The sequence below is a fragment of the Haladaptatus cibarius D43 genome (assembly GCF_000710615.1).
Classification (GTDB): Archaea; Halobacteriota; Halobacteria; order Halobacteriales; family Haladaptataceae; genus Haladaptatus; species Haladaptatus cibarius.
Window position 1 is genome coordinate 591,735 of the sequence record NZ_JDTH01000001.1, and the last position, 25,698, is coordinate 617,432.

The 25,698-nt window shown below is 58.3% G+C and carries 28 protein-coding genes and 1 tRNA gene; 15 read left to right on the plus strand and 14 right to left on the minus strand.

Features of this window, described 5'->3' with window-relative positions; genetic code table 11:
- Nucleotides 1-72 precede the first annotated feature (72 nt).
- Nucleotides 73-678, plus strand: coding sequence for a dTMP kinase (tmk, locus tag HL45_RS03090; RefSeq protein ID WP_049969634.1), 606 nt, complete (start codon nucleotides 73-75; stop codon nucleotides 676-678).
- Between the two features lie 59 nt (nucleotides 679-737).
- Nucleotides 738-1,124, plus strand: coding sequence for a hypothetical protein (locus HL45_RS03095; RefSeq protein ID WP_049969635.1), 387 nt, complete (start codon nucleotides 738-740; stop codon nucleotides 1,122-1,124).
- Here HL45_RS03095 and HL45_RS03100 read toward each other — a convergent pair.
- Entirely contained in the window at nucleotides 1,086-1,427 is a 342-nt protein-coding gene (locus tag HL45_RS03100; protein WP_049969636.1) for a hypothetical protein, read from the minus strand. The genes HL45_RS03095 and HL45_RS03100 overlap by 39 nt on opposite strands.
- Nucleotides 1,428-1,708: 281 nt before the next feature.
- Here HL45_RS03100 and HL45_RS03105 point away from each other — a divergent pair, with 281 nt between their 5' ends.
- A complete protein-coding gene (locus tag HL45_RS03105) occupies nucleotides 1,709-2,209 on the plus strand; it encodes a CBS domain-containing protein (RefSeq protein ID WP_049969637.1) in 501 nt (166 codons plus the stop codon).
- A gap of 93 nt (nucleotides 2,210-2,302) precedes the next feature.
- The gene (locus HL45_RS03110; RefSeq protein WP_049969638.1) at nucleotides 2,303-3,232 is read left to right on the plus strand and encodes a DMT family transporter; all 930 of its coding nucleotides are present in this window, start codon (nucleotides 2,303-2,305) and stop codon (nucleotides 3,230-3,232) included.
- Between the two features lie 26 nt (nucleotides 3,233-3,258).
- On the opposite strand, the gene HL45_RS03115 is transcribed toward HL45_RS03110, so the two are convergent.
- The 3 genes from HL45_RS03115 to purS form a co-directional block, all read right to left on the minus strand.
- Nucleotides 3,259-4,353, minus strand: a complete 1,095-nt coding sequence (locus tag HL45_RS03115; RefSeq protein WP_049969639.1) for a phosphotransferase family protein — start codon at nucleotides 4,351-4,353, stop codon at nucleotides 3,259-3,261.
- Between the two features lie 89 nt (nucleotides 4,354-4,442).
- Entirely contained in the window at nucleotides 4,443-5,123 is a 681-nt protein-coding gene (purQ, locus tag HL45_RS03120) for a phosphoribosylformylglycinamidine synthase I (protein WP_049969640.1), read from the minus strand.
- The gene (gene purS, locus HL45_RS03125) at nucleotides 5,120-5,371 is read right to left on the minus strand and encodes a phosphoribosylformylglycinamidine synthase subunit PurS (RefSeq protein WP_049969641.1); all 252 of its coding nucleotides are present in this window, start codon (nucleotides 5,369-5,371) and stop codon (nucleotides 5,120-5,122) included. The genes purQ and purS overlap by 4 nt, the downstream gene beginning before the upstream one ends.
- Before the next feature lie 278 nt (nucleotides 5,372-5,649).
- On the opposite strand from purS, the gene HL45_RS03130 reads away from it, so the two are divergent.
- Nucleotides 5,650-6,618, plus strand: a complete 969-nt coding sequence (locus HL45_RS03130) for a formyltetrahydrofolate deformylase (RefSeq protein WP_049969642.1) — start codon at nucleotides 5,650-5,652, stop codon at nucleotides 6,616-6,618.
- Between the two features lie 42 nt (nucleotides 6,619-6,660).
- Here HL45_RS03130 and HL45_RS03135 read toward each other — a convergent pair whose 3' ends face one another.
- Complete coding sequence (locus HL45_RS03135) at nucleotides 6,661-7,641, minus strand: diacylglycerol/lipid kinase family protein (protein ID WP_084156784.1); 981 nt, start codon at nucleotides 7,639-7,641, stop codon at nucleotides 6,661-6,663.
- A 54-nt stretch (nucleotides 7,642-7,695) separates the two neighbouring features.
- Here HL45_RS03135 and HL45_RS03140 point away from each other — a divergent pair, with 54 nt between their 5' ends.
- Entirely contained in the window at nucleotides 7,696-8,409 is a 714-nt protein-coding gene (locus tag HL45_RS03140) for a PHP-associated domain-containing protein (RefSeq protein WP_049969644.1), read from the plus strand.
- Between the two features lie 8 nt (nucleotides 8,410-8,417).
- On the opposite strand, the gene HL45_RS03145 is transcribed toward HL45_RS03140, so the two are convergent.
- Together HL45_RS03145 and HL45_RS03150 are read right to left on the minus strand one after the other, a co-directional pair.
- On the minus strand, nucleotides 8,418-8,648 hold the full coding sequence (locus HL45_RS03145; protein WP_049969645.1) for a YgaP-like transmembrane domain: 231 nt from the start codon (nucleotides 8,646-8,648) through the stop codon (nucleotides 8,418-8,420).
- 126 nt (nucleotides 8,649-8,774) lie between these two features.
- Nucleotides 8,775-9,188, minus strand: a complete 414-nt coding sequence (locus HL45_RS03150; protein ID WP_049969646.1) for an Lrp/AsnC family transcriptional regulator — start codon at nucleotides 9,186-9,188, stop codon at nucleotides 8,775-8,777.
- A gap of 102 nt (nucleotides 9,189-9,290) precedes the next feature.
- Between HL45_RS03150 and carA the strand changes: the two genes are divergently transcribed.
- On the plus strand, nucleotides 9,291-10,361 hold the full coding sequence (carA, locus tag HL45_RS03155; RefSeq protein WP_049969647.1) for a glutamine-hydrolyzing carbamoyl-phosphate synthase small subunit: 1,071 nt from the start codon (nucleotides 9,291-9,293) through the stop codon (nucleotides 10,359-10,361).
- 144 nt (nucleotides 10,362-10,505) lie between these two features.
- Nucleotides 10,506-11,591 (plus strand): peptidoglycan recognition protein family protein, encoded by a 1,086-nt coding sequence (locus tag HL45_RS03160; RefSeq protein WP_049969648.1) that lies wholly within the window; start codon nucleotides 10,506-10,508, stop codon nucleotides 11,589-11,591.
- An 18-nt stretch (nucleotides 11,592-11,609) separates the two neighbouring features.
- On the opposite strand, the gene HL45_RS03165 is transcribed toward HL45_RS03160, so the two are convergent.
- Entirely contained in the window at nucleotides 11,610-12,338 is a 729-nt protein-coding gene (locus tag HL45_RS03165) for an SDR family oxidoreductase (RefSeq protein ID WP_049969649.1), read from the minus strand.
- 396 nt (nucleotides 12,339-12,734) lie between these two features.
- Here HL45_RS03165 and HL45_RS03170 point away from each other — a divergent pair, with 396 nt between their 5' ends.
- Complete coding sequence (locus tag HL45_RS03170) at nucleotides 12,735-13,763, plus strand: hypothetical protein (RefSeq protein WP_233274672.1); 1,029 nt, start codon at nucleotides 12,735-12,737, stop codon at nucleotides 13,761-13,763.
- 26 nt (nucleotides 13,764-13,789) lie between these two features.
- Here HL45_RS03170 and carB read toward each other — a convergent pair whose 3' ends face one another.
- On the minus strand, nucleotides 13,790-16,927 hold the full coding sequence (gene carB, locus HL45_RS03175) for a carbamoyl-phosphate synthase large subunit (RefSeq protein ID WP_049969650.1): 3,138 nt from the start codon (nucleotides 16,925-16,927) through the stop codon (nucleotides 13,790-13,792).
- Nucleotides 16,928-17,270: 343 nt separating this feature from the next.
- Here carB and HL45_RS03180 point away from each other — a divergent pair, with 343 nt between their 5' ends.
- Nucleotides 17,271-17,825, plus strand: a complete 555-nt coding sequence (locus HL45_RS03180) for an FxsA family protein (RefSeq protein ID WP_049969651.1) — start codon at nucleotides 17,271-17,273, stop codon at nucleotides 17,823-17,825.
- 35 nt (nucleotides 17,826-17,860) lie between these two features.
- Nucleotides 17,861-17,934, plus strand: a tRNA-Ile gene (locus tag HL45_RS03185).
- An 884-nt stretch (nucleotides 17,935-18,818) separates the two neighbouring features.
- On the opposite strand, the gene HL45_RS20255 is transcribed toward HL45_RS03185, so the two are convergent.
- The 3 genes from HL45_RS20255 to HL45_RS03205 form a co-directional block, all read right to left on the minus strand.
- Entirely contained in the window at nucleotides 18,819-19,307 is a 489-nt protein-coding gene (locus HL45_RS20255) for a hypothetical protein (protein ID WP_144239990.1), read from the minus strand.
- Nucleotides 19,308-20,325: 1,018 nt separating this feature from the next.
- Entirely contained in the window at nucleotides 20,326-20,904 is a 579-nt protein-coding gene (locus HL45_RS03200; RefSeq protein ID WP_144239991.1) for a hypothetical protein, read from the minus strand.
- Between the two features lie 50 nt (nucleotides 20,905-20,954).
- Nucleotides 20,955-21,368, minus strand: coding sequence for an SHOCT domain-containing protein (locus HL45_RS03205; protein ID WP_049969655.1), 414 nt, complete (start codon nucleotides 21,366-21,368; stop codon nucleotides 20,955-20,957).
- 80 nt (nucleotides 21,369-21,448) lie between these two features.
- Here HL45_RS03205 and HL45_RS03210 point away from each other — a divergent pair, with 80 nt between their 5' ends.
- Complete coding sequence (locus HL45_RS03210) at nucleotides 21,449-22,768, plus strand: cytochrome P450 (RefSeq protein ID WP_049969656.1); 1,320 nt, start codon at nucleotides 21,449-21,451, stop codon at nucleotides 22,766-22,768.
- Here the strand turns inward: HL45_RS03210 and HL45_RS03215 are convergent, their stop codons facing one another.
- Together HL45_RS03215 and HL45_RS03220 are read right to left on the minus strand one after the other, a co-directional pair.
- Entirely contained in the window at nucleotides 22,769-23,113 is a 345-nt protein-coding gene (locus HL45_RS03215; protein ID WP_049969657.1) for a hypothetical protein, read from the minus strand.
- Nucleotides 23,106-24,125: a DUF7490 domain-containing protein gene (locus HL45_RS03220; protein WP_049969658.1), complete on the minus strand. Its 1,020-nt coding sequence runs from the start codon at nucleotides 24,123-24,125 to the stop codon at nucleotides 23,106-23,108. Before HL45_RS03220 ends, HL45_RS03215 begins: the two co-directional genes overlap by 8 nt.
- A 97-nt stretch (nucleotides 24,126-24,222) precedes the next feature.
- Between HL45_RS03220 and HL45_RS03225 the strand changes: the two genes are divergently transcribed.
- From HL45_RS03225 to HL45_RS03235, 3 genes are read left to right on the plus strand one after another with little or no spacing between them, the layout of a single operon-like run.
- Entirely contained in the window at nucleotides 24,223-24,435 is a 213-nt protein-coding gene (locus HL45_RS03225; RefSeq protein ID WP_049969659.1) for a hypothetical protein, read from the plus strand.
- A gap of 41 nt (nucleotides 24,436-24,476) precedes the next feature.
- Entirely contained in the window at nucleotides 24,477-24,737 is a 261-nt protein-coding gene (locus tag HL45_RS03230) for a hypothetical protein (RefSeq protein WP_049969660.1), read from the plus strand.
- Between the two features lie 40 nt (nucleotides 24,738-24,777).
- Nucleotides 24,778-25,299: a peptidylprolyl isomerase gene (locus HL45_RS03235; protein ID WP_049969661.1), complete on the plus strand. Its 522-nt coding sequence runs from the start codon at nucleotides 24,778-24,780 to the stop codon at nucleotides 25,297-25,299.
- Nucleotides 25,300-25,698: the final 399 nt, after the last annotated feature.

The following is a 25,698-nucleotide window of genomic DNA, read 5'->3' on the forward strand; positions in this document are numbered from 1 at the left end:
AAGCCTATCTGCCACGAAGTCCGTCTGTTACGAAACCCGCAACGTTTTACCCACCAACCCGAACGTCCTGCCATGCTGATAACGCTGGAGGGACTGGACGGAAGCGGAAAAACGACCGTCTGGGAGGTTCTCCACGAGGAATTCTCCGACGCGGTGTTCACCCGCGAACCGACGAACTCGTGGTACGGTGAAGCCGTCAATCGGTCTATCGAGGACGACGATGCGGATTCTATCGCGGAACTGTTCTTGTACACCGCAGACCACGCGGCCCATCTCTCGAACACGATTCGTCCCGCGCTGGCAGAAGACGAACTCGTCATCTCCGACCGATATTCGGACTCCCGGTACGCCTACCAAGCGGTTGCGCTGGAGGGCCACGTCACCCGACCGATGGAGTACATCATCGGCGTCCACAAGCCGTGGACGCGTCCGCCGGACTGCACCATTTATCTCGACGTTGACCCCGAAACCGGCGCGGCGCGAAGCGGCGCGACGAACAAGTTCGAACAGGCCGGTTTCCTTGCACAAGTCCAGTCGAACTACGAACGCCTGATGGACGCGGAACCGGGCCGATTCGTCCGCGTCGATGCAACCCAATCGCCGGAAGCGGTCATCGATAGCGTCGTCTCGACCATCGAGCGTGTCACGAACAACGCGAACGAATCGAGCGAGCGCTGAGGCCGGACGAGCGCTGAGTCCGAACGAGTAGTTTTCAGGGGCCGGGTCGTATATCGACCATGGCAGACCGGGACGACGATTCGGGATTCAGCTTCACGCTTCCCCCGATGCACCTTCCGCCGGTGACGTTCCCTGACCGGGTTCGACTTATCGTGCCCGTTTTCGAGCGTCCGAAGGAACCGGACAAATCGGCGCGACTCCGCGTCCGCTTTAGAACGCTCGTCGCCTTTCTGCTCCTCTTCGATGTCATCGACGCCCTGTTGGTTCTGCAAGGGTCGCCAGCGCCGTGGTTCCGGGCCGTCGTCGGAACTGTGCTGATGACAATCGTGGCTGGCCCCGTCGGTTCGGTCTATCTCTGGGAAGGATTCGCCGCGTTTGCAGGAATAGGGTGGCTGGCTGCCGTGCCGTCAGCGACTCTGTTGTTGTTCGCGCGACTCCTTCGGTAGGTCGATTTCCTCGGGCGGGGGCATCCAGAACAGGTCGATGGACAGCCCCAGCGTGAACGGGAGCACCCAGATGAGGATGAGGGCGGTGTTCCGGTCTTGCAGGCCGGTTCCGCCGAATCCGACTGCGCCGCTCAACAAGAGCGTCGTGGCGACGTAGACGAGGGGAACCAACAGGAGGGAGTACACCACCGCACCCCACTTCGTCGAGAGACGAAGGCGGAAAAAGCGGATGACAACCGCTGTGATGACGGTGTTGATGGTGATGATGACGAGGAAACCGAGTGCCGTGGCGGCCGAAACCATACCCGGCAATAGGACGTCAGTGCTCTTTTGCGTACCGGATGCTAGCCGAGAGTGATTTTTCGTTAACGGGGGTGTCTCCGCACGGACAAAGGTACGCTCTCATTTCAACAGCACTGTTTGTGGAAACGAGACGGGAACTTCGATATTCTGGTACTGAAAGCCATGGCTTCGACGAACTGTTCGCAAGCATGATGACTGTAAAAGTCGCGACTCCAAACCACGCAAAACGAACCCTCGCCGTCGCAACAAGGTTTACGCCGGAATACGCCCTTCCATCCAGTATGGCAATTACTGCCCGCGACCTCATGACGACCGAGGTGGAAACGGTCGCGCCGGACGACGAAATCAGCGAGGTGCTGACCCGCCTCTCCCGGGCGGAGTTCAACGGTTTTCCAGTCGCGGAGGACGGAAAACTGGTCGGCATCGTCACCCAACACGACCTCGTTCACATCTTCCAACCGAGCGACCGGACGCTGTGGATTCCGATCGGTCTTCCGCCGTTTCTCGAAAGCATCGAATACGGATTCGACCTCTCGTGGGACGGCCTCGACACCAGTCTCGGACTCGTGAAAAACGCGCGAAAGCCAATCAGCGAAATCATGACCGAGAACGTGGTGACGGTGACACTCGACGACGAGTTAGACCGCATCCTCGACCTGTTGGCCGACGCCGAGTCGGACATCAATCGCCTGCCGGTGCTCGAAAATGGCCTTCTCGTCGGAATCATCGCGCGACAGGACGTGATTCGGGCGATTCGTGACCAGCGCCGTTCGGCGAACTGATTCCGAAAACGACCCCCCGATATAGCCTACCGAACCCGGCATTCGACGGGGGTTTTCGAAAGCTACTCCCGGGCAGGAAAGAGATGTCGTACAGTGACCCGGTACAGAAATGCAGTGCTGTTCGTTCTTCTCGCCGCAGTTTGGGGGTCTGCGTTCATGGCCATCAAGGTCGGTCTGGACTACTTCCCGCCCGTGCTGTTCGCGGCCATCCGCTACGACGTGGCGGGCGTCCTGATGCTCGCGTACGCCATCTACGCCACCGACAGGTGGCTTCCGAAAACCCGCGCCGAGTGGAAACTCGTCCTCGTCGGCGGCGCGCTGATGATTGCGGGCTACCACGCCTTCCTCTTCGTCGGCGAACTGGAGACGACGAGCGCCGTCGCCGCGATTATCGTCAGCCTCTCCCCGGTTCTGACGACCGGTTTCGCGCGAGTGTTCCTTCCCAGCGAGCGACTCGAACCGTCCGGAATCGCGGGACTCTTCCTCGGACTCGTCGGCGTTGCGATACTCAGCCAACCGAATCCGAACAACCTGCTCGCGGACGATTTCGTCGGCAAAATCCTCGTCCTGCTGGCGGCCCTGTCGTTCGCCCTTGGAAGCGTCCTTTCGCGGCGAATCGACGCCGACCTCCCAATCGAGACGATGGAAGCGTGGTCGATGGTGCTCGGCGCACTCATGATGCACGGAATTAGTATCGCCCGGCCGAGCGAATCGTTCGTCGCCATCGAATGGACGCCGGAGGCAATCCTCGCACTAGTCTACCTGTCGATTGCCGCCAGCGCGATTGGATTTCTGGTTTACTTCGACCTGCTGGAACGTCTCGGCCCAATCGAAATCAACCTCGTCTCCTACGTCGCGCCGATTTTCGCGGCAATCTCCGGATTTTTCTTCCTCGACGAAACCATCACGCCGATTACCGCGTTCGGCTTTCTCGTCATCTTCGCGGGATTCTGTCTCCTGAAGCGCCGCGCGATTTCCCGGGAACTCCCGCGGATTATGGGCGTGTTCTCCTCGGGTCGGTGAGAGACTCAACGAAGAAGTTCGAAAATCTATAGCGGAAATTCCCCGCGTGCGATGCTCTCCGCAATCATCAGCATGTAGTCGATATACGGTTCCCAGTCGGATTCTTCTCCGGCCTCTATCCGCTCCCGGTGAAAATCTTCCCAAACTACTGCGAGTGAAAAGGCGGCGTGCGCTCTGTAGAAGCGTTCGTTCTCGAACTGGATTCCCGTCTCGTCCTCGTAGCGTGTCACTAACTCCCGTCGGGTGGGGCTGCCGGATTTCGCCGTAAACGGCGAAATCCCGTTTTCGTTCCGTTCTCGCAGTTGCTCTATCGCGTCTTCGTTCGAATACCGTGCTTCGAGTTCGTCAAGCGACGGCGTCGGGTCGTCTTTATCTCGCCAGCGAAGCAGAAGGTAGCCGAGGTCGGTTCGCGGGTCACCACACATCGCCGTCTCCCAGTCGAGAACGCCGATGATTCCGGGGCCATTCCTCTCCGCAAAAAGGACGTTTCCGGGCCTGAAATCTCCGTGGACGAGGGCCGTTTCCGTCTTTGATGGGGCGTTTCGTCGGAGCCACTTTGCGACGGACTGAAGTTCGGGTGGTTCGTGACCTGTTGCGTTCGCCGACGCAACGAGTCGGTCGGTGGTTCGAGCGACGAGTTCTCGCGGAGTTTTCTGCTCACAAACACCTTCGAACGGTTCGACAGCCAATGAGTGCAGTTCAGCGAGCGTGTCTATCAGGTTGTCTGCCAGCCTCGCACGCGACTTCGCATTTCGAAATCGGTCGGGGAGGTCGAAACCGAGCGGAACCGCTTCGCCGTCGAGATGCGTCATGACGAAAAACGAATCACCGAGAATCGACTCGTCGTCGCAAAACAAAACCGGCGCTGGCGTTCGCACTGTCGTCTCTCGAAGTCGTTGCATCACCTCGTATTCCTGTTCTAACTCGTTGATGTAGCTGGTGTGGCGCAACATGTTCGGGTGTCGGAGGACGTACGCTTTTGCATCTCTCTCGGTCGAAATCGCAAGGCTCAGGTTGAGACCATCTCGAAGCACTTCGGTTCCAGTCACGGCTTCACCCAGTTCCGCCGAGAGATACGATTCGAGATGGGTAAAATCGATATTCGCTTCGCTCGTAGTCATGAACTGATAGAAATTGTCGATTTTTATAAAATCTCGGTGGTAAAACAGTCAATCGAAGTCGAATTCAGTTCCGGCAGAACAAGGAGAAATCAGGGTGTCACAAATCCGTACAGCACGCCTTCGCCATCTGTCCCACCAATATCCGGAAGCGTCGCCCGCTCGGGATGGGGCATCATGACCGCGACGGTTTCGGACTCGCCGACGATTCCGGCGACGTTCCCTTTCGAACCGTTGGGATTCGTCTCGTCGCTGACGACGCCATTTTCGTCGCAGTACCGAAACAGCACCCGGTCGTCAGCATCGAGTTCGTCGTACTGCTCGTCCGTAATTTCGAATCGGCCTTCGCCGTGGGCGATGGGAACTTCGATGACCTCGCCCGCCTCGTAGGCCGAAGTCCACGGCGTATCGGCGTTTTCGACGCGCAGGTAGACGTGTTCACACTGGAAGCGCGCGCTCCGGTTGGTCGTGAACGCGCCGGGAATCAATCCCGACTCACAGCCGATTTGCGCGCCGTTGCAGACGCCGAGGACGGGAACGCCGGACTCTGCGGCCTCGCGCACCTCGGCCACAATCGGTGAGTTCGCGGCGATTGCGCCCGCGCGGAGGTAGTCGCCGTAGGAGAACCCGCCGGGGAGCATCACGCCGCTCACGTCCGCGGGGAGGCCGTCTTCGTGCCAGACGAGTTCGGCGTCGATGTCGAGGTGCGAGAGCGCGCGCTGTGCGTCTCGGTCGCAGTTGCTCCCGCCGAACTGGACGATAGCGACCGTCATCGTTCCTCGATTGCCACCGTGTAGTCGTGAATGGTTGGGTTGGCGAGCAGGCGTTCGGCCATCTCTCCGGCGCGTTCCTCGGCGGTGGACGCGGATTCCGCGTCGAGGTCGATTTCGAACTGGTCTGCCGAACGAAGCGATTCCAGTTCGAAGCCGAGTCGTCCCAGTGCTTGCCGGGTGGTTTCCGCTTCAGGGTCGAGGACACCCTGCTTCAAGCGAACCGTCACCGTCGCGGTGTAGGCAGTCATCACCTGAACCTGCGCGTCTATGTTCAAAAACTCTTTTGGAACGATTTTGTTATACACGTTTGTGTATTCTACGCCACAAAGTGTTTCGATACGTCTGCGAGTCGTAGCTACGTCGGTTGGCAGTCCCTACCGGATTGTTCATCTCTCCTCGTCCTCGTTCAGGTACTCTCCAACTTTTGCAACCGATTGTGAAAATGTTGCACGGTCGGCAACGTTTTTGTCCCCTCCAGTGCTTACACGCATTCCATGGCTGTCCCCCGCATTCAGCAGGTGAGACGATGAGTTCCCGCGAACTGACCGAAATTACCGTCGTCGGCAACGACGACACCGGACTCGTCGCCCGAGTGACGACCCTCCTCTTCGAGCGCGGAATCAACATCGAGGACGTTGACCAAGCGGTTCGTGACGCCATCTTTCGGATGACGATGCTCGTCGAAACGAGCGAGATGGCGGTTGACGAGCATCAACTTCGTCGTGACCTTTCGGCCCTCGGCGACGATTTGGGCGTAGACGTTCGGGTGCGGTTTCCGTCGGAGCGCGACACCCGGCAGGTCGCCGTCCTCGTCACGAAGGAATCGCACTGTCTGCAACGACTGCTCTCCGCCCGCGGCGACTTAGACGCCGAAATCGGCGTCGTCATCGGTAACCACGACGAACTCGAATCGATTGCCGAACGACACGGTATCCCGTTCTACGACGTTGGCGACGACAATGGGAGCCACGACGAGGAACAACTGCTCTCCGTACTGGACGACCACGACATCGACCTGCTCGTCCTCGCGCGATTCATGCGAATCCTGAGTCCGGAAGTCGTCTTCCGGTACGAGGGTCGCATCATCAACATCCACCCGAGCCTGCTCCCCGCCTTCCCCGGCGCGAAAGCCTACCGGCAGGCAAAGGAGGCGGGCGTCCGCGTGGCCGGCGTCACCGCCCACTACGTAACGACCGATTTAGACCAAGGCCCAATCGTCACCCAGCGCGTGTTCAACGTCCCCGACGACGTAACTGTTGACGAGATGCGCGAACGAGGCCAACCACTCGAAGCAGACGCACTGCTCGAAGCAGTGCGTCTGCACCTCAACGACGACGTGTCGATTCGACGCGGGCGCACGGAACTCGGCGATTCCGAGCAGTCGTACAGTCTCGGCATGCCGACGGAACTCGATGAAGTAACTCCTGATAGGCCGGTGGATGGCGATGCTGTCGGTGATTTGGTCGCAGATTCCGTCGCCGAGTCGGACGACTAAGGAATCACAACTTCCGATTCGCCACGAAAGCGTACAATCGCCCTAAAACCCGCTCCCGTCGTCCGTCTGGTCGCCCGGAATCGGTTCGTATGCCGATCCAACTGGAAGTTCCAGCGCGCGCGGCAGCACGCCCAGGGTTAGGTCGTCCCACTCGCCCATCTCGCCGTCGAGGCTGAACTGAACGGGTTGGTTGCGGTGGATGTCGATTTCCACCGTCGGCGCGTGGAGGTGCGTCACGTTGTCCGACTCCGTACCGAACAGGCGCTGGAGGAGGGCTTCTCCGACGAGATTCGGCGCGGGCATCTCCTCAATGATGGTGATGTTGAGCAGGCCGTCTTCCATGTTGGCCTGCGTGCGCCCCTTCGCGGGGAATCGCCGTCCGTTTCCAACGAGAACGAAGACAGCGTCGCCCGACCACGACACTTCGCCTTCGGAAGAGGCTTTGACCGTCAGCGGAACGCCGTCGAAATCGGCCATCAACTGAAGTGTGTTCACGACGTAAGCGAGGATTCCGAGGCGTTCTTTCTGCTCGGAGTCGGTTTCGACGCTCGCGTCGGCGGTAAGGCCGCCGACGCAGGAGTTGATGAAATCTCGGTCGTTCGCCGTTCCGAGGTCGACTCGTCTCCGTTCGCCGTGTTCAAGCACCTCAAAGGCGTGTTCGATGCTCGTCACGCCGATGTTTTCGGCGAAGTTGTTGCCGGTTCCGGCGGGAATCACGCCGAACGTGACCGAATCCAGCGCGTCCGCCGAGACGAGGCCGCGGACGACTTCGTTCAGCGTTCCGTCGCCGCCCGCCGCCGCGACCATCTCCGCCCCGTTTTCGGCGGCCTGTTCTGCGAACTCGATGGCATCGTCTTCCTCGCGCGTTTCGAGAATCGTAAAGCCGTGCTCTGCGGCGAGTTCGCGGACTTCCTCGGCGTGGTCGCCGTTGCCACTGACGGGATTCAACACGACGACACGCTCGTACTCCATGTCGTCCGTCGCCGCGAGGTCACCCGCAGTTCCAGCCTCGTCGGCATCCATGTAGTAAAATTTCGGCGGAAAAACCAAAGGTCTATCGGCGGCGTATTTACAGACGTGTTCACAATCGACCTTCACGCTCATACACGATTCTTCCACGGCCACGAGCGGGCCGCGGAACTGTTCGACCCAATTGGCGTTAGACTTCTCACGCTGGGCGCGCGTTACCGCGGCTTGGACGGCGTCGCTCTGACGAACCACGACTACTATCGGCAGTTCGGCGGCCTCGCGGTCGAAACCATTCCGGGCATCGAGATTTCCACGACGAAGGGGCACATCCTCGTCATCGGCCCTGACCCGCCGACGAGAACCGAACCCGGAACGCTAATTCCCCACGAAGTGGTCGAAATGGCTCACGAGCGAGGCTGTGCGGCCATCGTCGCCCATCCCTATCGCAACAGCACGGTGCGCGAGGTTGACGCCGATTTCGACGCAATCGAGGTCAACGGCAAACATCCCCGAACCGAAGAGTGGGTGACGACCCTCGCGGAGCGCAATGGTCTTCCATTAGTCGGCGGCAGTGACGCCCACTATCCGGTCGAAGTCGGGCGGGCCTACACGCGCGTGGATGCGGACGTGCTCACGCCCGGAAGCGTCGTGGAGGCGATTCGGGATGGTCGCGTCGAACCCGCGGTTCGACGCGACACGTTCGACAAAGGTGTGAGACGACTGTATCGAAAAATTCATGAGGGGAAAGAAAACCTTCATCGCCCGAAAGAGGAATCTCCGGGCGTGGGCGACCCGCCACAGGCGGAGAAGGCTGACGACTGAGTCGCGGCTTATTCCAGCGAACACGACTCTGACGTGGTCGTGTCGATACCGAGTAGTGCGTTCCCGCCGCAGTGTTGAGCCTGTGCGTTGCGCAGTAATCCTGCTCCTGCGATACCCGCAACTGCGGCAGTCGTGCACCGGTCATCGAGCAGGGCGGAGATGGCCACCGCGATGAGCCAAATTCCGGAGACGCCTCTGATGATGCGGTCGATTCCGCCAACGTTGGTTTCGAACCCCATGCTCTGACGTTGTGTTTATCTGACGTATGTATTTGGGGGGTGTAGGGGCGACTCTTCATCCAAGCCGCTCGTGCAAAATCAACCTTCGACTCATCTCGGTAGTTTTCGGATTCGGCCGATTTGTCCTCATCCGAGCCGTTCGTCCAAGATGAGTCGAGTCTTCGTACTCACAACCTCTTCCAACTCACGCGCGCGAGTGATGAGTTGATTCACGCCCTGCGTGTCCGCGGCGTCCACGATGAGGACGATGTCGTCCTCGCCGCTGACCTGCCAGACGAAATCCACCTGTTCCCACTCCGCGAGCCGATCGGACATCTGCGTGGTATCGACGGCCACGTCCACGCCGATTTCTATCATTGCTTTGACGTTACCGGTGTGGGTCGTGACGGTGAATCGCTCGATAACGTCGTTTTCGGTCATCCGCTCGACTCGATTTCGAACCGTTCCTTCCGACGTTCCAACCGCCTCTGCTATCTCCGTGTACGGTGTACGGGCGTCTCGCCGGAGGAGATTCAGTATCTGTCGGTCGAGTGCGTCCATAGAGATTTGCACCTAGCCGGGCCTGCTACTTGATGATTACGAATATCGTAACAATGCTTCGAAAGCAAGGTTTATTATCCCTTGTTCCATATGAATCTCGTAATGCCGGGTGCTTACGTCGCGCTGGAAAACGGCCATGTGGTAGAAGCCCGTGGTCGCGTTCCGGGTACGGCTTGCGGAGAACTGGTTTTCACAACTGCATACACGGGATACGAAGAGAGCCTCACAGACCCATCCTACGAAGAACAGGTCTTGACGTTCTCGTATCCGCTCATCGGAAACTACGGCGTCCGAGAGGAACGCTTCGAAAGTGACCGAGTCCACCCGCGCGCCGTCGTCGCGCGCGAACTAACCGACGATGTCGCGGAGTGGCTCGAAGCCGAGGGCATTCCCGCGGTTGACCACCTCGACACGCGCGACCTCGTCGGCGGAATCCGAGAGGAGGGCGCGATGAAATGCGGTATCGCGGTCGGCGAGAACGCCACGCCGGAGGACGCGCTCGCGGAACTCGACGGCTGTCCGGGCATGAGCGACCACGAAGACATCGGCACGCAGGTCAGCGTCCACGAGCGAGAAATCCATCTCGGCGAGGACGCTGGCGGCGACAAAACCGTCGCGCTCGTGGACTGTGGTGCGAAAGGAAGCATTATCGACGCGCTGGTCGAACGCGGCGCGGACGTTCACGTCCTGCCCCACGACGCGACCGAAGACGATGTCGAGGACGTTGACCCAGACGTGCTCTTCGTCTCGAACGGTCCGGGCGACCCCGCGAACTTCGAAGCGGCCCAGGAATTGGTCGAAACCTACGTCGGCGAACTCCCGCTCGCGGGCATCTGTCTCGGCCAGCAAATCATCGCCCGCGCGCTCGGCGGAACCACCGAAAAGATGGACTTCGGCCACCGCGGCGTCAACCAACCGGTTCTCGACTTGGAATCGAATCAGGTCGTGATGACGACGCAAAACCACGGCTACACCGTCGCCGACCCCGGCGAACTCGACGTGACGCAAATCAACGTCAACGACGACACGCCGGAAGGACTGGAGAGCGACGATCTGTCCGTCATCACGCGCCAGTACCACCCTGAAGCGAACCCCGGCCCGAACGACACCCTCGGCTTCTTCGACGACGTACTTTCGATGGCACCCCGAAAGCGACTCGTCCTCGCCGACTAATTTCCAATTAGTCGGCGAGGAACCGGCTATCGACGCTTAGATAGCGACCACAACCTGACGTTTTGTTCTGTATTACATTCGTGCCTAAAAGAATTTTTTACCCGGTCTAGAAAAATTCTTTACTTCGGATCGTAATATGAAGGCATGGAAAAATCCAGAAGAAAATTCATAAAACTCGCGTCCGGCGCAATCGGTGCCGGAGCAATCGTCGGTTCCGCGTCCACTGCATCCGCATACGAAAGCGTCACGGATGTGTGGCGGCCTGCCCACGAAAGCAACTATTCCAGCGCGAACCGAACCGCCTCGGACGTTCGCTGGGTCGTCATTCACACCATCGAAGGGAGTTACGAGGCGGGCTACAGTTGGTTCGAGAATCCCGATTCGAACGTCAGTTCCCACTTCGTCATCGGCGACGAACCCGGTCAAATCATGCAGATGGTCGAAGTCTCGGACGTTGCGTGGACGAACGGCGGCGACGGAACGTACAACGACACGGGAATCAACTTCGAACTCGAAGGTTCGGCGAACGTCACGAACTTCAACGACAACATCTACGAGCAGACCGCCGAAGCAGTCGCACACGTCTGTGACAAATATGGCATCCCGAAACGACACCCGACCTCCGACCTCGCGCCGTGCAACACCTACGACGGCGAGGGCGGCGTCATCGGTCATCACCAGATTCCGAACCCGAGTTGTACGGGAACCACCGACGGCAAAGTAGACCCCGGCGACACGTTCGACTGGAAGTACTTCATGGACTTGGTCGGCGGTGAAGTCATCGGTGACCCCGGCGATGGCGACGATGGCGGAAACGGCGGCACGTCAGGCTGGCCGATTTACTCCAACGGCGATACGGCGCGCGACATCTACACCGTCCAGTATCTGCTCGAAGCGAACGGCTATCCGATGCAGTACCACGACGGCATCTACGGGTCGGAAGTCCAGACGAACGTAGAACAGTTCCAGTCCGACCGCGGCCTCGCCGTGGACGGCGTCGTCGGCCCGAACACGTGGGGCGAACTCGTCGTTACGGTCAGCAACGGCGACGAAAGTCAGGCCGTCCGCGCCGTGCAGGACAACCTCGCCAACAAGCACGGCTACAGCATCGCGGTCGATGGCATCTTCGGTCCGGGAACCCAAGGCGCGGTCGAATCCTTCCAGAGCACGAGCGGGATTTCGGTTGACGGTGTCGTCGGGCCAGTGACGTGGGAGTACATCGTCGGCTAACATAGCCGGACGACCCGCTTATTCTTCGATTTCTATCGCTTCCTCGCCCGGCACTTGCCAGTCTAGTTCGACGAGTCCGCGGGCAGTTCCGCGCAATCCGTCCCGACTGACGACTTCGAAGGTTCGGTTTTCGGTTTCGGACGTAAACGGCGCGGCGACCATCAACCGGGCAACGTCGGCCCGCGGAATTCGTCCGAAGACGGTTTCGCCGCCCTCGCCGACCAGCACGTCCTCGGTCGCCGGGGCGTTCGTCAGCAGTCCAGGTCGGACGATGGTGGAGGAAAGCGGCGACGTGCGGAGTACGGCCTCTGCGTGATTTTTCTGGTTCAAATTGTTCCAGAGCAGCGCCCGAAACGGCGCTGGCATCTTTTCGCGGGAGTCGCCGACGCCGATTGCACTCTCAAACACGAAGTGGTCTACGTCGGCCGCAACTGCCGCGTGGACGAGGTTTTCGACGCCCGCTCCGTCGACCAGTTCCCCACCCAAGACAACGCGGGGGCCGGGTTTCGAACCGACCGCGCAGAGCACCACGTCGCAGTCGGCGACGGCCCGCGAGGCGTCCGCCGGGTCGAGGAGGTCGCCGACGATGACTTCGTCCGCGCCCTGATTCGACAGTTCGTGTTCTTTGTCGGGTGAGTGCGTCATCGCCCTGACGGTCAAATCGGTGTCTCGAAGCCGTTGTAGTATCTCGCGTCCCGTTCCGCCGCTGGCACCTGCGACGAGAACGCGCTGAATCTCGGAACTCATGTCCCCTGTCTTTCGCGTGGAACGAACAAAGTACTCGTGGCCGTCGCAATCCAACACCGGAAACGAACAGCGCTACTGTGTGGTCTGTCAGTACGACAATGTCCAAAATAGCCGATTTGCAGGAATGATGTGGCTTTTCGTTTGTCAGACTGCTCGTTAGACCAGTCGTAATCCGATTTAGACGGAGAATGAACATACCTGAACCAGCAATGGTTGCCCATCCAAATTGCAACTTTACTAAAATCTCAATTAAGTATTTATTCCTGCACAAATACCTTGGGCACGGGCCAATGAAAAAAAGTCCACGAGCGAAACGAAACAGCAAGCGAACCGATAGACGAACTCTCCTCAAATCCGGCGCAGTCGGGTTGACCAGCCTCGTCGCGGGGACAGGCTTTGCCAGCGCAGACGACGCGACTTCGAGCACGAGCACACCGCGAGGAAGCACCATCTATACGGCGAAAGGAGGGCGCGGCGATTTCCGAGGAACACCGACGAAAGATTAGAGCGCGCGCTGTCGGCGACTTCGAGCGGAAAAACAGCCACTCCCCCGAGGCAGTTCCGGGGAGCGAACATCGCTCGAAATCCGGCAAAGTGGTTGCGTATGCGTACGCCATCGACGCCAACGGAACTGCCCGGTCGTACACCGGGATTGCGGGCGAAGATGCGACCAAACCGGAAACGGAGTCCGGGCGGGCCGAAGCCCTGATTCACGACCGCTTTGGTGGCCGGGTTGCGGAACTGTCCCACGCGGTTGCCGCCTCCGAACGGCAAGTCACCACGATGGCTGGGGGGACGGTGTCCGGCACGGAGAACATGGAGCAGGTGTACTCCGACAAACTCGAATACGCGGAAGACCCCTACGGTGTGGTCGGGTCTACGTTTTACTGGTTCCGCGACAACCCCGACAGCACGGAGGGCGACGTTCACTCGTTCCACTCCCCCGCAGGGTTCGAACCGGGCCATCAGGCGTTCGGAAGCGGCTACACGAACAACTGGGGTCGCGTATTCAACCGATGGAACAGGAGTCAGATGGGCAACACCGACGTGGATTACGGCCAGTGGAATCCCTACGGAACGCAGGGCGGGTCGTCAACGACCGCGTACTCGCTTAGCGTGAGCGCCGGATGGATGACCGCGCAGGTCACGGCGGGCATTACGTGGTCGTACTCGCAACCGAACGTCGAAGTCGTGGACGAATTCTCGGCGTACAACGAGTACAACCAGTGGCAGTTGAAGGTCAACACCGGGGACGACACCCGCGAGAACTTCGTCGGCTTCCAACCGTCGAGCGCGGCGTCGATGGACTACTGGGACTCCTCGATGGGTCGCCGAAACATCTGTGAAAACGAGGTGAAAGGACAGTTCGCGGACGGCGGTTCCGCCCGAAACCTGTGGTCGAAGGGGATGTTCTGGTTAGAGTAATCCCACGCTCGCCACCATCAGACCGCTTAGCGTCCCCACTGACGCGCAACCTTCGGCCTGTCGCCGACGGACTGCACGCACAGCGATTCGTCGCGCGCGCCGAGGGCCTCGACTGCGGCCTTCGCGCCCGCGACGGTCGTGAAGTACGGAATGTCCTCCTCCACGGCCATCTCCAGTGCTTCGCGGTCGTCGGTCACGAGCAGGTCGATTTTTCCGGCGCGAACCGCGTCGGCCGTGCTCTCGAACTCGCCGAGTTCGTAGTAGTCGCCGAAGCCGTCAACGTCGAGTTCCACAACGGCAGTTCCTTCCTCTGGAAGCGAATTGTACGCCGCCGACTGCGCTTTTTCGTAGGCTTTCGCGAACGAGTCGGCGGTTCCCATCACTTCGCCCGTGGATTTCATCTCCGGGCCGAGGCGCGGGTCGGAACCGGACAAACGGTCGAACGGAAGAACGACCTCTTTCACGCTCGTCTGTTCCGGAATCTGTTCCGTCGCATCGAGTTCGGCTAACGTTTCCCCACCCATCACCTTCGCGGCGAGTTTGGCGATTGGGACGCCCGTCGCCTTCGAAACGAACGGAACGGTACGCGAGGAACGCGGATTGGCTTCGAGGACATAGACTTCGCCATTCTGCACTGCCAGTTGGACGTTCATCAGACCGACCGTGTCGAGCGCGCGGGCGATGTCTTCGGTCACTTTGCGCACGCGGGCCAGCGTCTCGTCGTCCAGCGAGCGCGGTGGAATCATGCAGGCCGAGTCGCCCGAGTGAACTCCGGCGCTTTCTACGTGTTCCATGATGCCGCCGATGACGATGTCCTCGCCGTCGCTCACGGCGTCCACGTCCAACTCGACAGCGTTTGCGAGGAACTCGTCCACGAGAATCGGCTTGTCCGGCGAGACCCGAACCGCCTCTTCGATGTACTCTTTCAGTTCTTCGTCGTCGTACACCACGTCCATCGCACGGCCACCGAGGACGTAGGACGGGCGGACGAGAACCGGGTAGCCGATTTCGTGCGCGAGTTCGAGGGCCTCTTCCTCGCTGGTCGCGCTTCCGCCGGTCGGTTGTGCAATACCTAAATCGTTCATCAGGCGGTTGAAGCGGTCGCGGTCTTCCGCTAAGTCCATCGCGTCAACCGTGGTTCCGAGAACCGTACAATCGAGTCCTCTACGTTCGATTTCCGTTTCGAGCGGGTGGCCGATGTCCACTGAAGTCTGGCCGCCGAACTGCACCATCACGCCGTCGGCGTTCGTTGCCTCGATAACGTCGGCGACCTCTTCAGCAGTAATCGGTTCGAAAAAGAGGCCGTCGGAGGTGTCGTAGTCAGTCGAGACGGTTTCGGGATTGTTGTTCACGACGTGTGCTTCGATGCCCATCTCGCGCAGGGCGCGCACCGCGTGAACCGAGCAGTAGTCGAACTCCACACCTTGGCCGATACGAATCGGGCCGCCGCCGACCACGACGACGCTCTCCACGTCGGTGTTCACTTGGAGTTCGTCGCGCCCGGAGAAGTTCGTCTCAATCGCGGAGCGCGCGGAGTAGTAGTACGGCGTCGATGCCGCGAACTCGCCCGCGCAGGTATCGACCTGTTTGAACGAGCGTTCCGGGGCCGATGTTTCGACGCTTTCGACATTCGCGCCAGCCATGCCTGCGACCTCGTGATTCGTGAATCCTTTCTCGGCGGCGGAGTCGAAGTTTCCTTCCTCGGCGGCCTCCGCGGCGTCGGCGATGCGTTCGTAGCGTTCGACGTACCAACTCTCGATTCCGGTGAGTTCGGCGACCTGTTCGGCGGTGTAGCCGCGCTCGAACGCCTCGAACATCGCGTAGGGGCGGTCGGGCGTCGGCGCTTCGAGGTAGTCGGTTTCGAGTTCCGAATCGGTGACTTCGCTCCATTCCACATCCGGTTCGTACTCCGAACTGCGCAGAGCTTTCAGCAGGCTTTCCTCGAACGTTCTGCCGATTGCCATCGCCTCGCCAGTGGATTTCATCGCGGTGCCGAGTTCGAAATCCACGTCGCCGAACTTGTCCTTGGGCCAGCGCGGTACTTTCGTCACGACGTAGTCGATTGCGGGTTCGAACGCCGCAGTCGTCTCGCCCGTAATCTCGTTTTCGATTTCGTGGAGGCGTTTGCCGAGCGCGACTTTCGCAGTGACGCGGGCAATCGGGTATCCCGTCGCCTTCGACGCCAATGCCGAGGAGCGCGACACGCGCGGGTTCACTTCCACGACGCGGTATTCGCCGCCGGGGGTGCCGTCGTCGCGCCACGCGAACTGGATGTTACAGCCGCCCTGAATACCCAAGTCGCGGATGACTTCGAGGGCCGCGTCACGCATCTCCTGATGGCCGTCGTCGGGGATGACCTGCGAGGGCGTGACGACCGTCGATTCCCCGGTGTGAATGCCCATCGGGTCGAGATTCTCCATGTTGCAGATGATGATACACGAATCGTCGGCGTCGCGCATCACCTCGTACTCCAGTTCGACCCATCCCGCGATGGACTCCGTGATGAGCACCTCGCTGTTGCGCGAGAGGCGCAGACCCTTGCGCACGCGCTCTTTCAGTTCGTCCATCTCGTGAACGACGCCCGACCCCGACCCGCCGAGGGTGTAGGTCGTGCGCGAGATGACCGGAAGACCGCCGACCGATTCGACAGCGTCCTCGACTCGTTCGCCGAGTGCCTCTTCGTCCAAGTCGCTGGTCGATTCGCCGTCGTCCAGCGAGATGGTCGTCGAGTACGGCATCGGTTGGTCGAGTTCCTGCATCCGTTGGCGGAACAGGTCGCGGTCTTCCGTCGCGTAGATGGTGTCGAGCGGCGTGCCCATGATTTCCACGTCGTACTCGTCCAGCACGCCCTCCTCGCTGAGTTCTGCGCTGACGTTCAGTCCCGTCTGTCCGCCGAGTCCCGCGATGACTCCGTCAGGGCGCTCCTTGCGGATGATTTCGGCGATGGCGTCCGTGGTGATGGGTTCGATGTACACCTCGTCGGCCATCTCTGGGTCGGTCATGATGGTCGCCGGATTGGAGTTGACGAGAACGACCCGTGCGCCCTCTTCCTGCAACGCGCGGCAGGCCTGTGCGCCGGAGTAGTCGAACTCTGCGGCCTGTCCGATTTGAATCGGGCCGCTTCCGATGAGCAAAATCGTCCTGTCCTCGGTGTCCTCACTCATGGTTGTTATCGGGGTAAAGTTCGTACATCGTAATAAGCGCCACGAATCATTACGAGGAACGAAACCCTATTTCGAATTTCGGAACTGGCACGAGACACAAAATGTGTTTGGTGAGTTACTGTTGAAGCTGTTGGAGTAATTGAAGTAATTCGATGATGACGGCTACTGATGCAGGCAATAAGCTAACGTGGAGTCGCCCCCGGCGACCTCTACCCTGTTACCAACCGATTCATATCCACCAGAGAAACCACGAACTACCGCAACTCACCATCTCCACAATTCCCCTCTCCACGAACGAGTCAGCAGGTAAAGCGTTTTACAGTCGGAACTACAACGTCCGACCATGTGGAAACGGTTGCTGGCGCTGTTGCTGTTGATTCCGTTAGCCGATTCGTTGTTCCTCGTCTTCGTTGCGACCCAGTTGCTAAGTTGGCAACTCACCGTCGCGCTCGTCGTGCTGACCGCCCTGCTCGGAATGCTTCTCGTGCGCGCGGAAGGAAGACATACGATTCGAAAGATTCAGGCAGACCTCCAGCACGGGGACATCCCCACCAATCGCATCATCGACGGGGGATTCTTGCTCATCGCGGGTGCCTTCCTGCTCACACCCGGACTGATTACCGACTCGCTCGGGTTCCTGCTAGCGTTCCCCGTGACGCGCGCTGTGTTCCGAAAGGTCGCAAAGAAGTGGATAATCACGCCCTACATCGACAAACAGACCGGCGGGTTCGCTTCGGGCAACGTCTACACGTTCGGTTTCCCGAACCCCGGAAATACGAGCGGCGGAGCGAGCAGTTCGGGCAGTTCGACTGGCAACAACAGCGACACCTATCGAGTGGATTCCGACGCCTACGACATCGACTTCGAGGACGACTCCGATTCGAAAAGAAACCCTTAAACGTTGCAGGGCGCAACGATGAAATGCGCCAACCGGGGCCAATAGCTCAGTTAGGTTGAGCGCTCGGCTGATAACCGGGAGGTCCGCGGTTCAAATCCGCGTTGGCCCATTTGATTTTGTGTGACATATTAGTTGACGGAAACGGATAGTACAAGATCCACAAAGGCCAAATACGCCGTTTCCATTTTCCGCGAAGCGGATTAGACCAATATATCCCAACAGGTAACCCTTTGGAACTGACGTGTACCCCGCCTACGTTTTGCACTACACAATAGCCGAAATGCACCCCTTCCATGGAAGCTGTCATGTCATTTTGAGGTAAAAAAATATATGACTTTTGCGGTAGATAGAGAGGGATTCTTTCCCCAATGGGGGTTACTGAAATTACTTGGTACGATATTACACCGGGGGGTATTACTTCTGTGATATTCGGTGTATGGTATTACTTTCCCACCGGGGTTAGTCAACAAGCTTGGAGTACAACCCCCGTTGATATGACTACCTCGACGGGAGTTGTATACAGCGGCCTTGTTGCCCAAGGCAGTTACTCAACGCTCTTTGTACTATGTACAGTGTGCGTTTCGCAGAAAGTGTTTCCGTAGAAGTTTCCTCTTACCACTTGGAGGTTTTTCTTCCTGCCTTAGCTTTAGCTATCGTTGCATATAAATCAGTCGGTGAAAGTGGCGAATAGCCTGACTGTCTACGCGGTCACCGGCTGTAGAGAAACGTAGCGACACTTGCGGCAATGAGAACTACGGCGGTCGCTCCGGTAATCAGTGATGTACTCCCGAATATGGCTAATGAGAGGGCAACAAGAAGCATTGATAAAGAAATTACGTACATTCGATTCCGTTGGTTTCCCAGTTGCTTGCGCGCTATGACAAAGGTTGAACTTGACATGACGAACATTAGTGAGGCGAATGCAAGGTTATCCATAATTTGTTATTATTCTCTGTGATTAAAATAATCGCGGGCTATTCACCAGCGTTGAACTTACCAGTCCCACTCTGTAGGAACTACGATGTAATCCTCTACATCAAGTGACCCACCGGACTCGTCTAATTGGAAGATTGACATAGAGGTACTACCACCGTGTTTGTCTTTGAAAACGTTCCACAAGTTACAGCCTCCCGTTGCAGAACCGCACGCGGTGGCAATCTTCACTTCGTCGCCGGGGATTCCGTCAGCCGCGGCAAGTGCCGTAGCAATTCCACACCCTCCGGCAAGAAGTTGGCAATATTCGTCTTCAGATACGTATCTCCCGACCACGGACGCATTTAGGGTTATGTTTGGAGGAACACCCGCCCCGCCGGTATTACATTCGGTTGTTGCACCTGCTGTACAAATGTCCGGAGGGGAGGCTGTTGTTTCGGAACTTGTTGCGTAGCTTGTTACACCAAGACCGACGCCAAGAGAACCAACGGCTTTTACGAAGTGTCTTCTGTTACTATTCACCGAATCATGTGAGTTTTTGTCACACATATTATTGTGTATAACAACTTCACATTTATTGATTTTTGTTGAAAATTTAGATAACAGAAACAGAACAACAATAGAGATTATAGCGAGTCTTGACGGTTCTTCTTACTCTCGCTTAGTGTCCTAAATGAGTCTACTTCCCCCGTTGTTCCATTTAACGACGGTAGGCACGAAGTACCCGCCCCAATCGGTTGAAGCAAGCACTTTGTAGTGTTCTCCCTCCCGGCAGGGCAGTTTCTCGCTCATGACTTCCTCACTGAAGCCGTGCATGTAGTGGGGGTGACCCAGTACCTCTTTCGCATTGCCAACGCGGTGTTGAGTTTCTTCTTTGTTCATAGGCAGTTGGTGTATTCGCATGCTTCACACCCAAAGGCGGCAATCGACTCGCAGAACCGAAGGAATACCTTGAAGGTACTCATTTGGGTTTGGAGAGTGACGTTATTCAGCTCACCGTCTTCTTTTCGCCATTGGCGGTAGTCGAACAAGTGGCGGCCTGATAACTCGCTCATGGCGTCAATATCCTTGACGTTTTGGCACTAGCGGATAAAGTGCTTGAGCCGGTAGCGGTGTGCTTTTACAGTGGCTTCGCTGTTGTCTTCTTCCTTCTGTTCAAGGTATATTTCTACTGCCATATCCGATGGTATTTTTTTCCAATGTCATTGGCTCTACCTGTGAGAGCAAGGAGAAGGGAAACCCATCAGTCCGCTTTCATACCGCCGCGAAGCGGTGGTAAGGTGGGTTCACGCGGTAGCCCCGGAACGGGGCGTTCAAATCCGCGTTGGCCCACCTTTCAACGTGGGCCGAGGACATAAACTCCCCAGCCACCTAATCTTGCGGTTTTCAATATTCGAAAGCGGTTGCTATCCGTTTTGCTTTCCCTGCAACCGCCGAATTGCCCACACGAACGACAGCACCGCCAGCCCTGTCAGAATGTGTTTCAGCAGTTCACGCCACCCCGGAGGGTCTTCGTTTTGCTCCATGGAAGCCAGTCAGCAGATACAGGGAAACCGATTGTGGCGGGTCAGGGAGTGGTCGTCGTCGCTTCAGAATCGGATATTTCGTGCTGATTTGCCATCGAACCCGTGTACTCGACAGTCGGATAGACAACATCGCACTCCCAAAACAAGGTATCGAGTTCCTCATCCCGAATGCTCAGGACGAGAGGCTTGTTTCCCTCGGGGTTGTACTGGTCGTTTACACACCCGTCGTTTGTAATCGTCTTTTCGAGCGTCGCTCCTTGCTTCACGACTGCTTTCAGATAATACTTCTGTCCATGTTCGAGAAACGGCGAAAAGTAGAGCAAATATTTGCTCGGCACTTCATAGCGAGAATCCACAACCGGATTTTCCTCATCACCGATTTTGGCCACGGTTAGGTCGATTTCGTAGGTTGTAGAATCGTCGTTCAGAATCCTGAGTTCTTCCGTTCCCGGCTCAGTGGTGGTCGCCGGAGAAGTAGTTCGTGAGTTTACTGTCGTTGTCGATTCCGTTGTAGTCGTCTGCGTCGTGTCTTCTCCTTCGATTCCGACCGAGTCCATACATCCTGCCAGCCCAACCGAAAGAACACCAGACCCACAGGCCAACAACTTACGTCGCTTCATCAATTCTCAAAAATCGACACGACGGCATAAGCTTTCACCCCGATGGAAACTCAGTTTCGTTCGCGCTCTCTTTCGGTTTCTCGTTTCTGCTCTCGCTCCCTCCGCGCTCTCACGTCCGACACCGTCTTGTTTTCCAACAGCAGAGCAACCCGACGTTCGAACTCGGCTTCGTCGATTTCGCCGCACGCGTATCGACGTCGAAGCGTGTCGAGGGCGTCCTGTTGTTCGTCCACTTGTTCCGATTTCGATTCGTCTTCCCGCCATTCGCTCTTGCTTTCGTCTCCGGTTCCGAACAGTGATTCCGAGAGAATCGCCACAATCGGGAGGGCAACGGCGAACCCGAGAACGAATACCATCCAGAACCACGAATAGCCGAGAAACAGCGCGGTCAACCCTGCGCCGAGAACGAGAAGCGCGAAGATACCCGAAATTTGGTCGGCGAGAGATTCGTGCGTATTGCTCATACTCAATCTTCACCATGATTCATAAAAAATCTGTCACTGTTTGGGCGAGGATTCTTACCGCCTGCGACCTACTGTCTCCTATGGCAGAGCGCGTGCCATCGGGGCCGGAGGGGGTACCGTTTCTGGGGTCGAGTCTCCACTACGCCGACGACCCGTTGGGGTTCATGGAGCGTGTCGCGGACGGGTACGGCGACGTCGCCCGAATCGACGTGTACAGTCAGGAGGTGTACCAAGTCACCGACCCCGAAGCGATCCGTCGAGTGCTGGTGACGAACGCCGAGAACTACAAGAAACCGAGTTTAGGTGGTGACGAAGGATTGGGTGGACTGCTCGGCGACGGCCTACTGACAAGCAACGGGGAACACTGGCAACGCCAGCGAAAAGTGATGCAACCGTCGTTCTACGGTGACAAGCTGAACGACTACGCCGACATCATCGTGCGCGATTCGGAGACATTGGGCGATTCGTGGTACGACGGCAAACACGTCGATATGCACCGCGAGATGTCCGAACTGACGCTTCGTATCGTGGTCGAAAGTCTTCTCGGGGCGCGAATCGACGGCATGGAGCGCACCATCCGCGAAGCCCTGCTGGAGGTCGGAGAGCGATTCCGCCCCGGCCCGCAGGGATTCGTTCCCGAGGAGATTCCGACACCGCGAAACGTGCGCTATCGCCGGTCGGTCGATGTTCTGGACAGGATTTTGCGGGACATTCGCAGACAACACGAGGTTCACGGCGAGGCTGACGATTTGCTCGGCAAACTGCTCGGCGAGGAAGAAAGCGGCATGCTGGGCAGAGAGCAGGTTCGCAACGAGATGATGACGATGTTGCTCGCGGGCCACGACACGACCGCGCTGACGCTCACCTACGCGTGGTATCTGCTTGCGACACATCCCGAGGTGGAACGGAAATTCCACGACGAATTGGATTCGAAAGTGGATAGCTCGCCGACCGTGGCAGACCTCGCGGAGTTAGACTACCTCGAACAAATCGTCATGGAAACCATGCGACTCTATCCGCCTGCATACGTCATCTATCGACAGGCCGAAAACGAAGATACGCTCGCCGGGTTTCACATCCCTGCCGACACCGTCGTTTCCACCCCGCAGTGGGTCGTCCACCGCGACGGGCGATTTTTCGACGACCCCGAGGCGTTCCGTCCGGAACGATGGACGGCGGAGTTCCGCCGAGAACTCCCCGACTTCGCCTACTTCCCGTTCGGCGGCGGCCCGCGCAAATGTATCGGCGACGGATTCGCGATGCGAGAAGCGAAACTCGTCCTTGCGACACTCGGCACGCAGTTCAATTTCGAACTCGTTTCCGACGCGCCGCTTTCGCTCGTTCCGTTCGTCACGATTCACCCCGAAAATCCGGTCGAGATGACGGTTCGCGCCAGGTAACTATTCGATTTTTCGAACGACGGAGGAGATGCCGATGCCGGTCGCCAACAGGACGGCGAGGTTGAACGCCGCATTGAACACCGGGCGGTACTGGTCGGCGACGAAGGTCCGAATCACCGCCAGCGCGCTCATGTAGAACTGGAACAGGGCGACGATGGCGAGGAAACAGAGAAGCACCAGTGCACCTCGATAGATGTATCCCTGTACCTTCTCGCGGTTTGGTTTCTCCCGATTGGATTTTCCACGATTCTGCTCCCCGCGAGTTGCTTTTTTCCGGTCGGTTCGTACCGTCTGGTCGCTGGCCGGTTCCGCGATGGCCGTCGATTTGGATTCCGTTTCAGTCATCGTTGTCCGTGTTCCTCCGTGCGATTGCACCCGCCACGAGAAGTGCGGCGACACTCGTGAGAGCGGTGAAACCCGGTTGTCCGCTGTCGTTCGAAGTGGTGGTTGCTTCCGTGGCCGCGTTCGGACTGTTGTCTCCAGAGAAATCCGACACCGAGAGGTCGATTTCCCGATTTGTTTCGTTGACCGAAAGTCGTTCCGTGGGGTCGAGATTCGCCGCACTGCGTGCCGAGCCGACGACGACGCCGTCCTTCCAGAGGACGGCGTCGAGGTAGTAGTTGTAGTCGTCCGCGACCGACAGCGAGGCGGATGGACTTGCAGTCCGTCCCGCCTCGATTTCGCCGACTGGCACCGACACGCGGTCGGCGACGATGTTCGAGTCGGCTTGCCGCGCCGTGAACACGACGCGAACGTTTTCCGACGGATTGTCTCCCTGATTTGTCAGGTACGATGAAACGTTGAGGGTGGTCTGCTCGTCCCCGGCGTCCGCAATCGAGTACTCGATTGGCGGGAACTCGCTCGCGCTGTCCTGCCAGTGGAAATTGACGCTAGTTTCCGCGTAGGCTGGTTTGAGCGTGCCGACGCCGTTGACCTCCTTGGCACCCTCCGCGATTCGCTCGCCGTCGCGGAAGACGACGGTTTCGATTCGGTAGTCGCCGCGTCGTTCGACCGAAATGTTCTGCGTGACACTCGCTTCGCGTTCCCCTTCGATGGTCGGTACGTCCTGCCGAGTGGTCGTCTCGACTAATCCCGAATCGGCGTGAATTGCCCTGACGAGGACTGAAACGTTCTCCGCCGGGCCGCCCCTGTGTTCGAGGCGGGTTTCGACGGCCAACGTCGCGGTGCCGCCGGAGACGGAACCGGGTTCGATGGCCACATCCTCGATTTGGAGGGAACTGGCCCGGACGTCCTCGATGTCCGTTTCGGCGATTGCGCCGGGAATCAGGACGACGGCGAGCAGGGACGCCAGTACGATGATGGCAATGCCGCCCGCCAGTGTTCGTTCACGATTCATGTCCGATTAATTTCACATCCGGACAAATACTTTGTGGTTTGATATCTTCTCGGTGCGAACCGAGCGATTCACCCCTATTCAGTGCGTAGGCGATGCCATGAGCACAGAGAACGCCGCGGGAAAGGTTCGCTTCGGACTTGCGCTGGCACTCGGTGTCGTCGTCCCCGGAATGTCGAAATACGTCCTGACGGAAATGGGATACGATTTCGTCGGAACCGCGGTCTTCTACACCGGCTATCTCACCGCCGCGCTCCTCATCTGGTACATCTGGGTCAGACCGCTGAAACTGACAGGGTCGAGCGGGGCATAGCGGAAGTTTAAAGGAGAACTCACACCGATTCACGGACAGGAATGCTTGAGTTCGTCCCACTCCCACTCGTTGACGATTTCCTCATCGAATACAACGTGGGACAGGCGGTTTTCGTCCTGTTCGCGCTCTCACTGCTGGCCGCGATTCCGCTGAAGTCCCGAAAGGTACTGTCGTTGAACACTATCCTGTTCGGCCTGTTGTTCCTCACCGTGGTTGCGATGGGCGCACCGCCGCACTTCGCCTATCTCGGCCTCGCACTGCTGGTTATCGCCCCGGTGCTGTACACGACTGCGGGCAGATAGGATAGAACGCCTTTTTTCCTTGGAGGTAGACGGTTCGGCTATGGCAGACGACCTGACAGCCACGCTTCACACGAATCACGGCGACATCGAAGTCCGACTGTTCGACGAGCGCGCACCCCGCACCGTCCAGAACTTCGTCGGACTCGCAACGGGCGACCGCGACTGGACAGACCCGAAAAGCGGCGACAAAGTCTCCGGAGAACCGCTCTACGATGACGTCATCTTCCACCGTATCATCGACGACTTCATGATTCAGGGCGGCGACCCGACCGGAACCGGCCGCGGCGGCCCCGGCTACCAGTTCGACGACGAGTTCCACCCCGACCTCCAACACGACAGCGAGGGTATCCTGTCGATGGCGAACTCCGGCCCGAACACCAACGGTTCGCAGTTCTTCATCACGCTGGATGCCACGCCACACCTCAACAACAAACACTCGGTTTTCGGCGAAGTTATCGACGGCATGGACGTCGTCAAGGAAATCGGTTCGGTAGACACGAACCGACAGGACAAACCGAAAGACGACGTTGTGCTTGAGTCGGTCGAAGTTCACGACGAATAACGACGCGACGAAACGGTTGTCGAGCGACTTTCTGTTCGTTTATAACAACAGAGCCAGCACAGGAGTTACTGCTGTGACTGCGCGGTACGAATCACATTTTCGCTACCGCCTTCTAATTTTGGTGAAAGAATGCTGTTTGCAAATCACCCTCACTCGTCACTCGCTTCTTACAGTCCCTCGTTTCTCGTTCGCCCGTATCCACGGGAAGAAGCAAGTTCTTCCCTGCTGGTTACGAACGCTCCGCGTTCGTCACATCCGAAAAATCTTTGATTTTTCAGGACATCAAAATCACAGAGCGATTTTGAGACACCAGGCCGCCGAGGCCGGGCACGCGAGCGCGCCCGGCCAACCCAAATATTGCCTACATCAGTAGTCACAACAGAACCAACATTTGCTCAA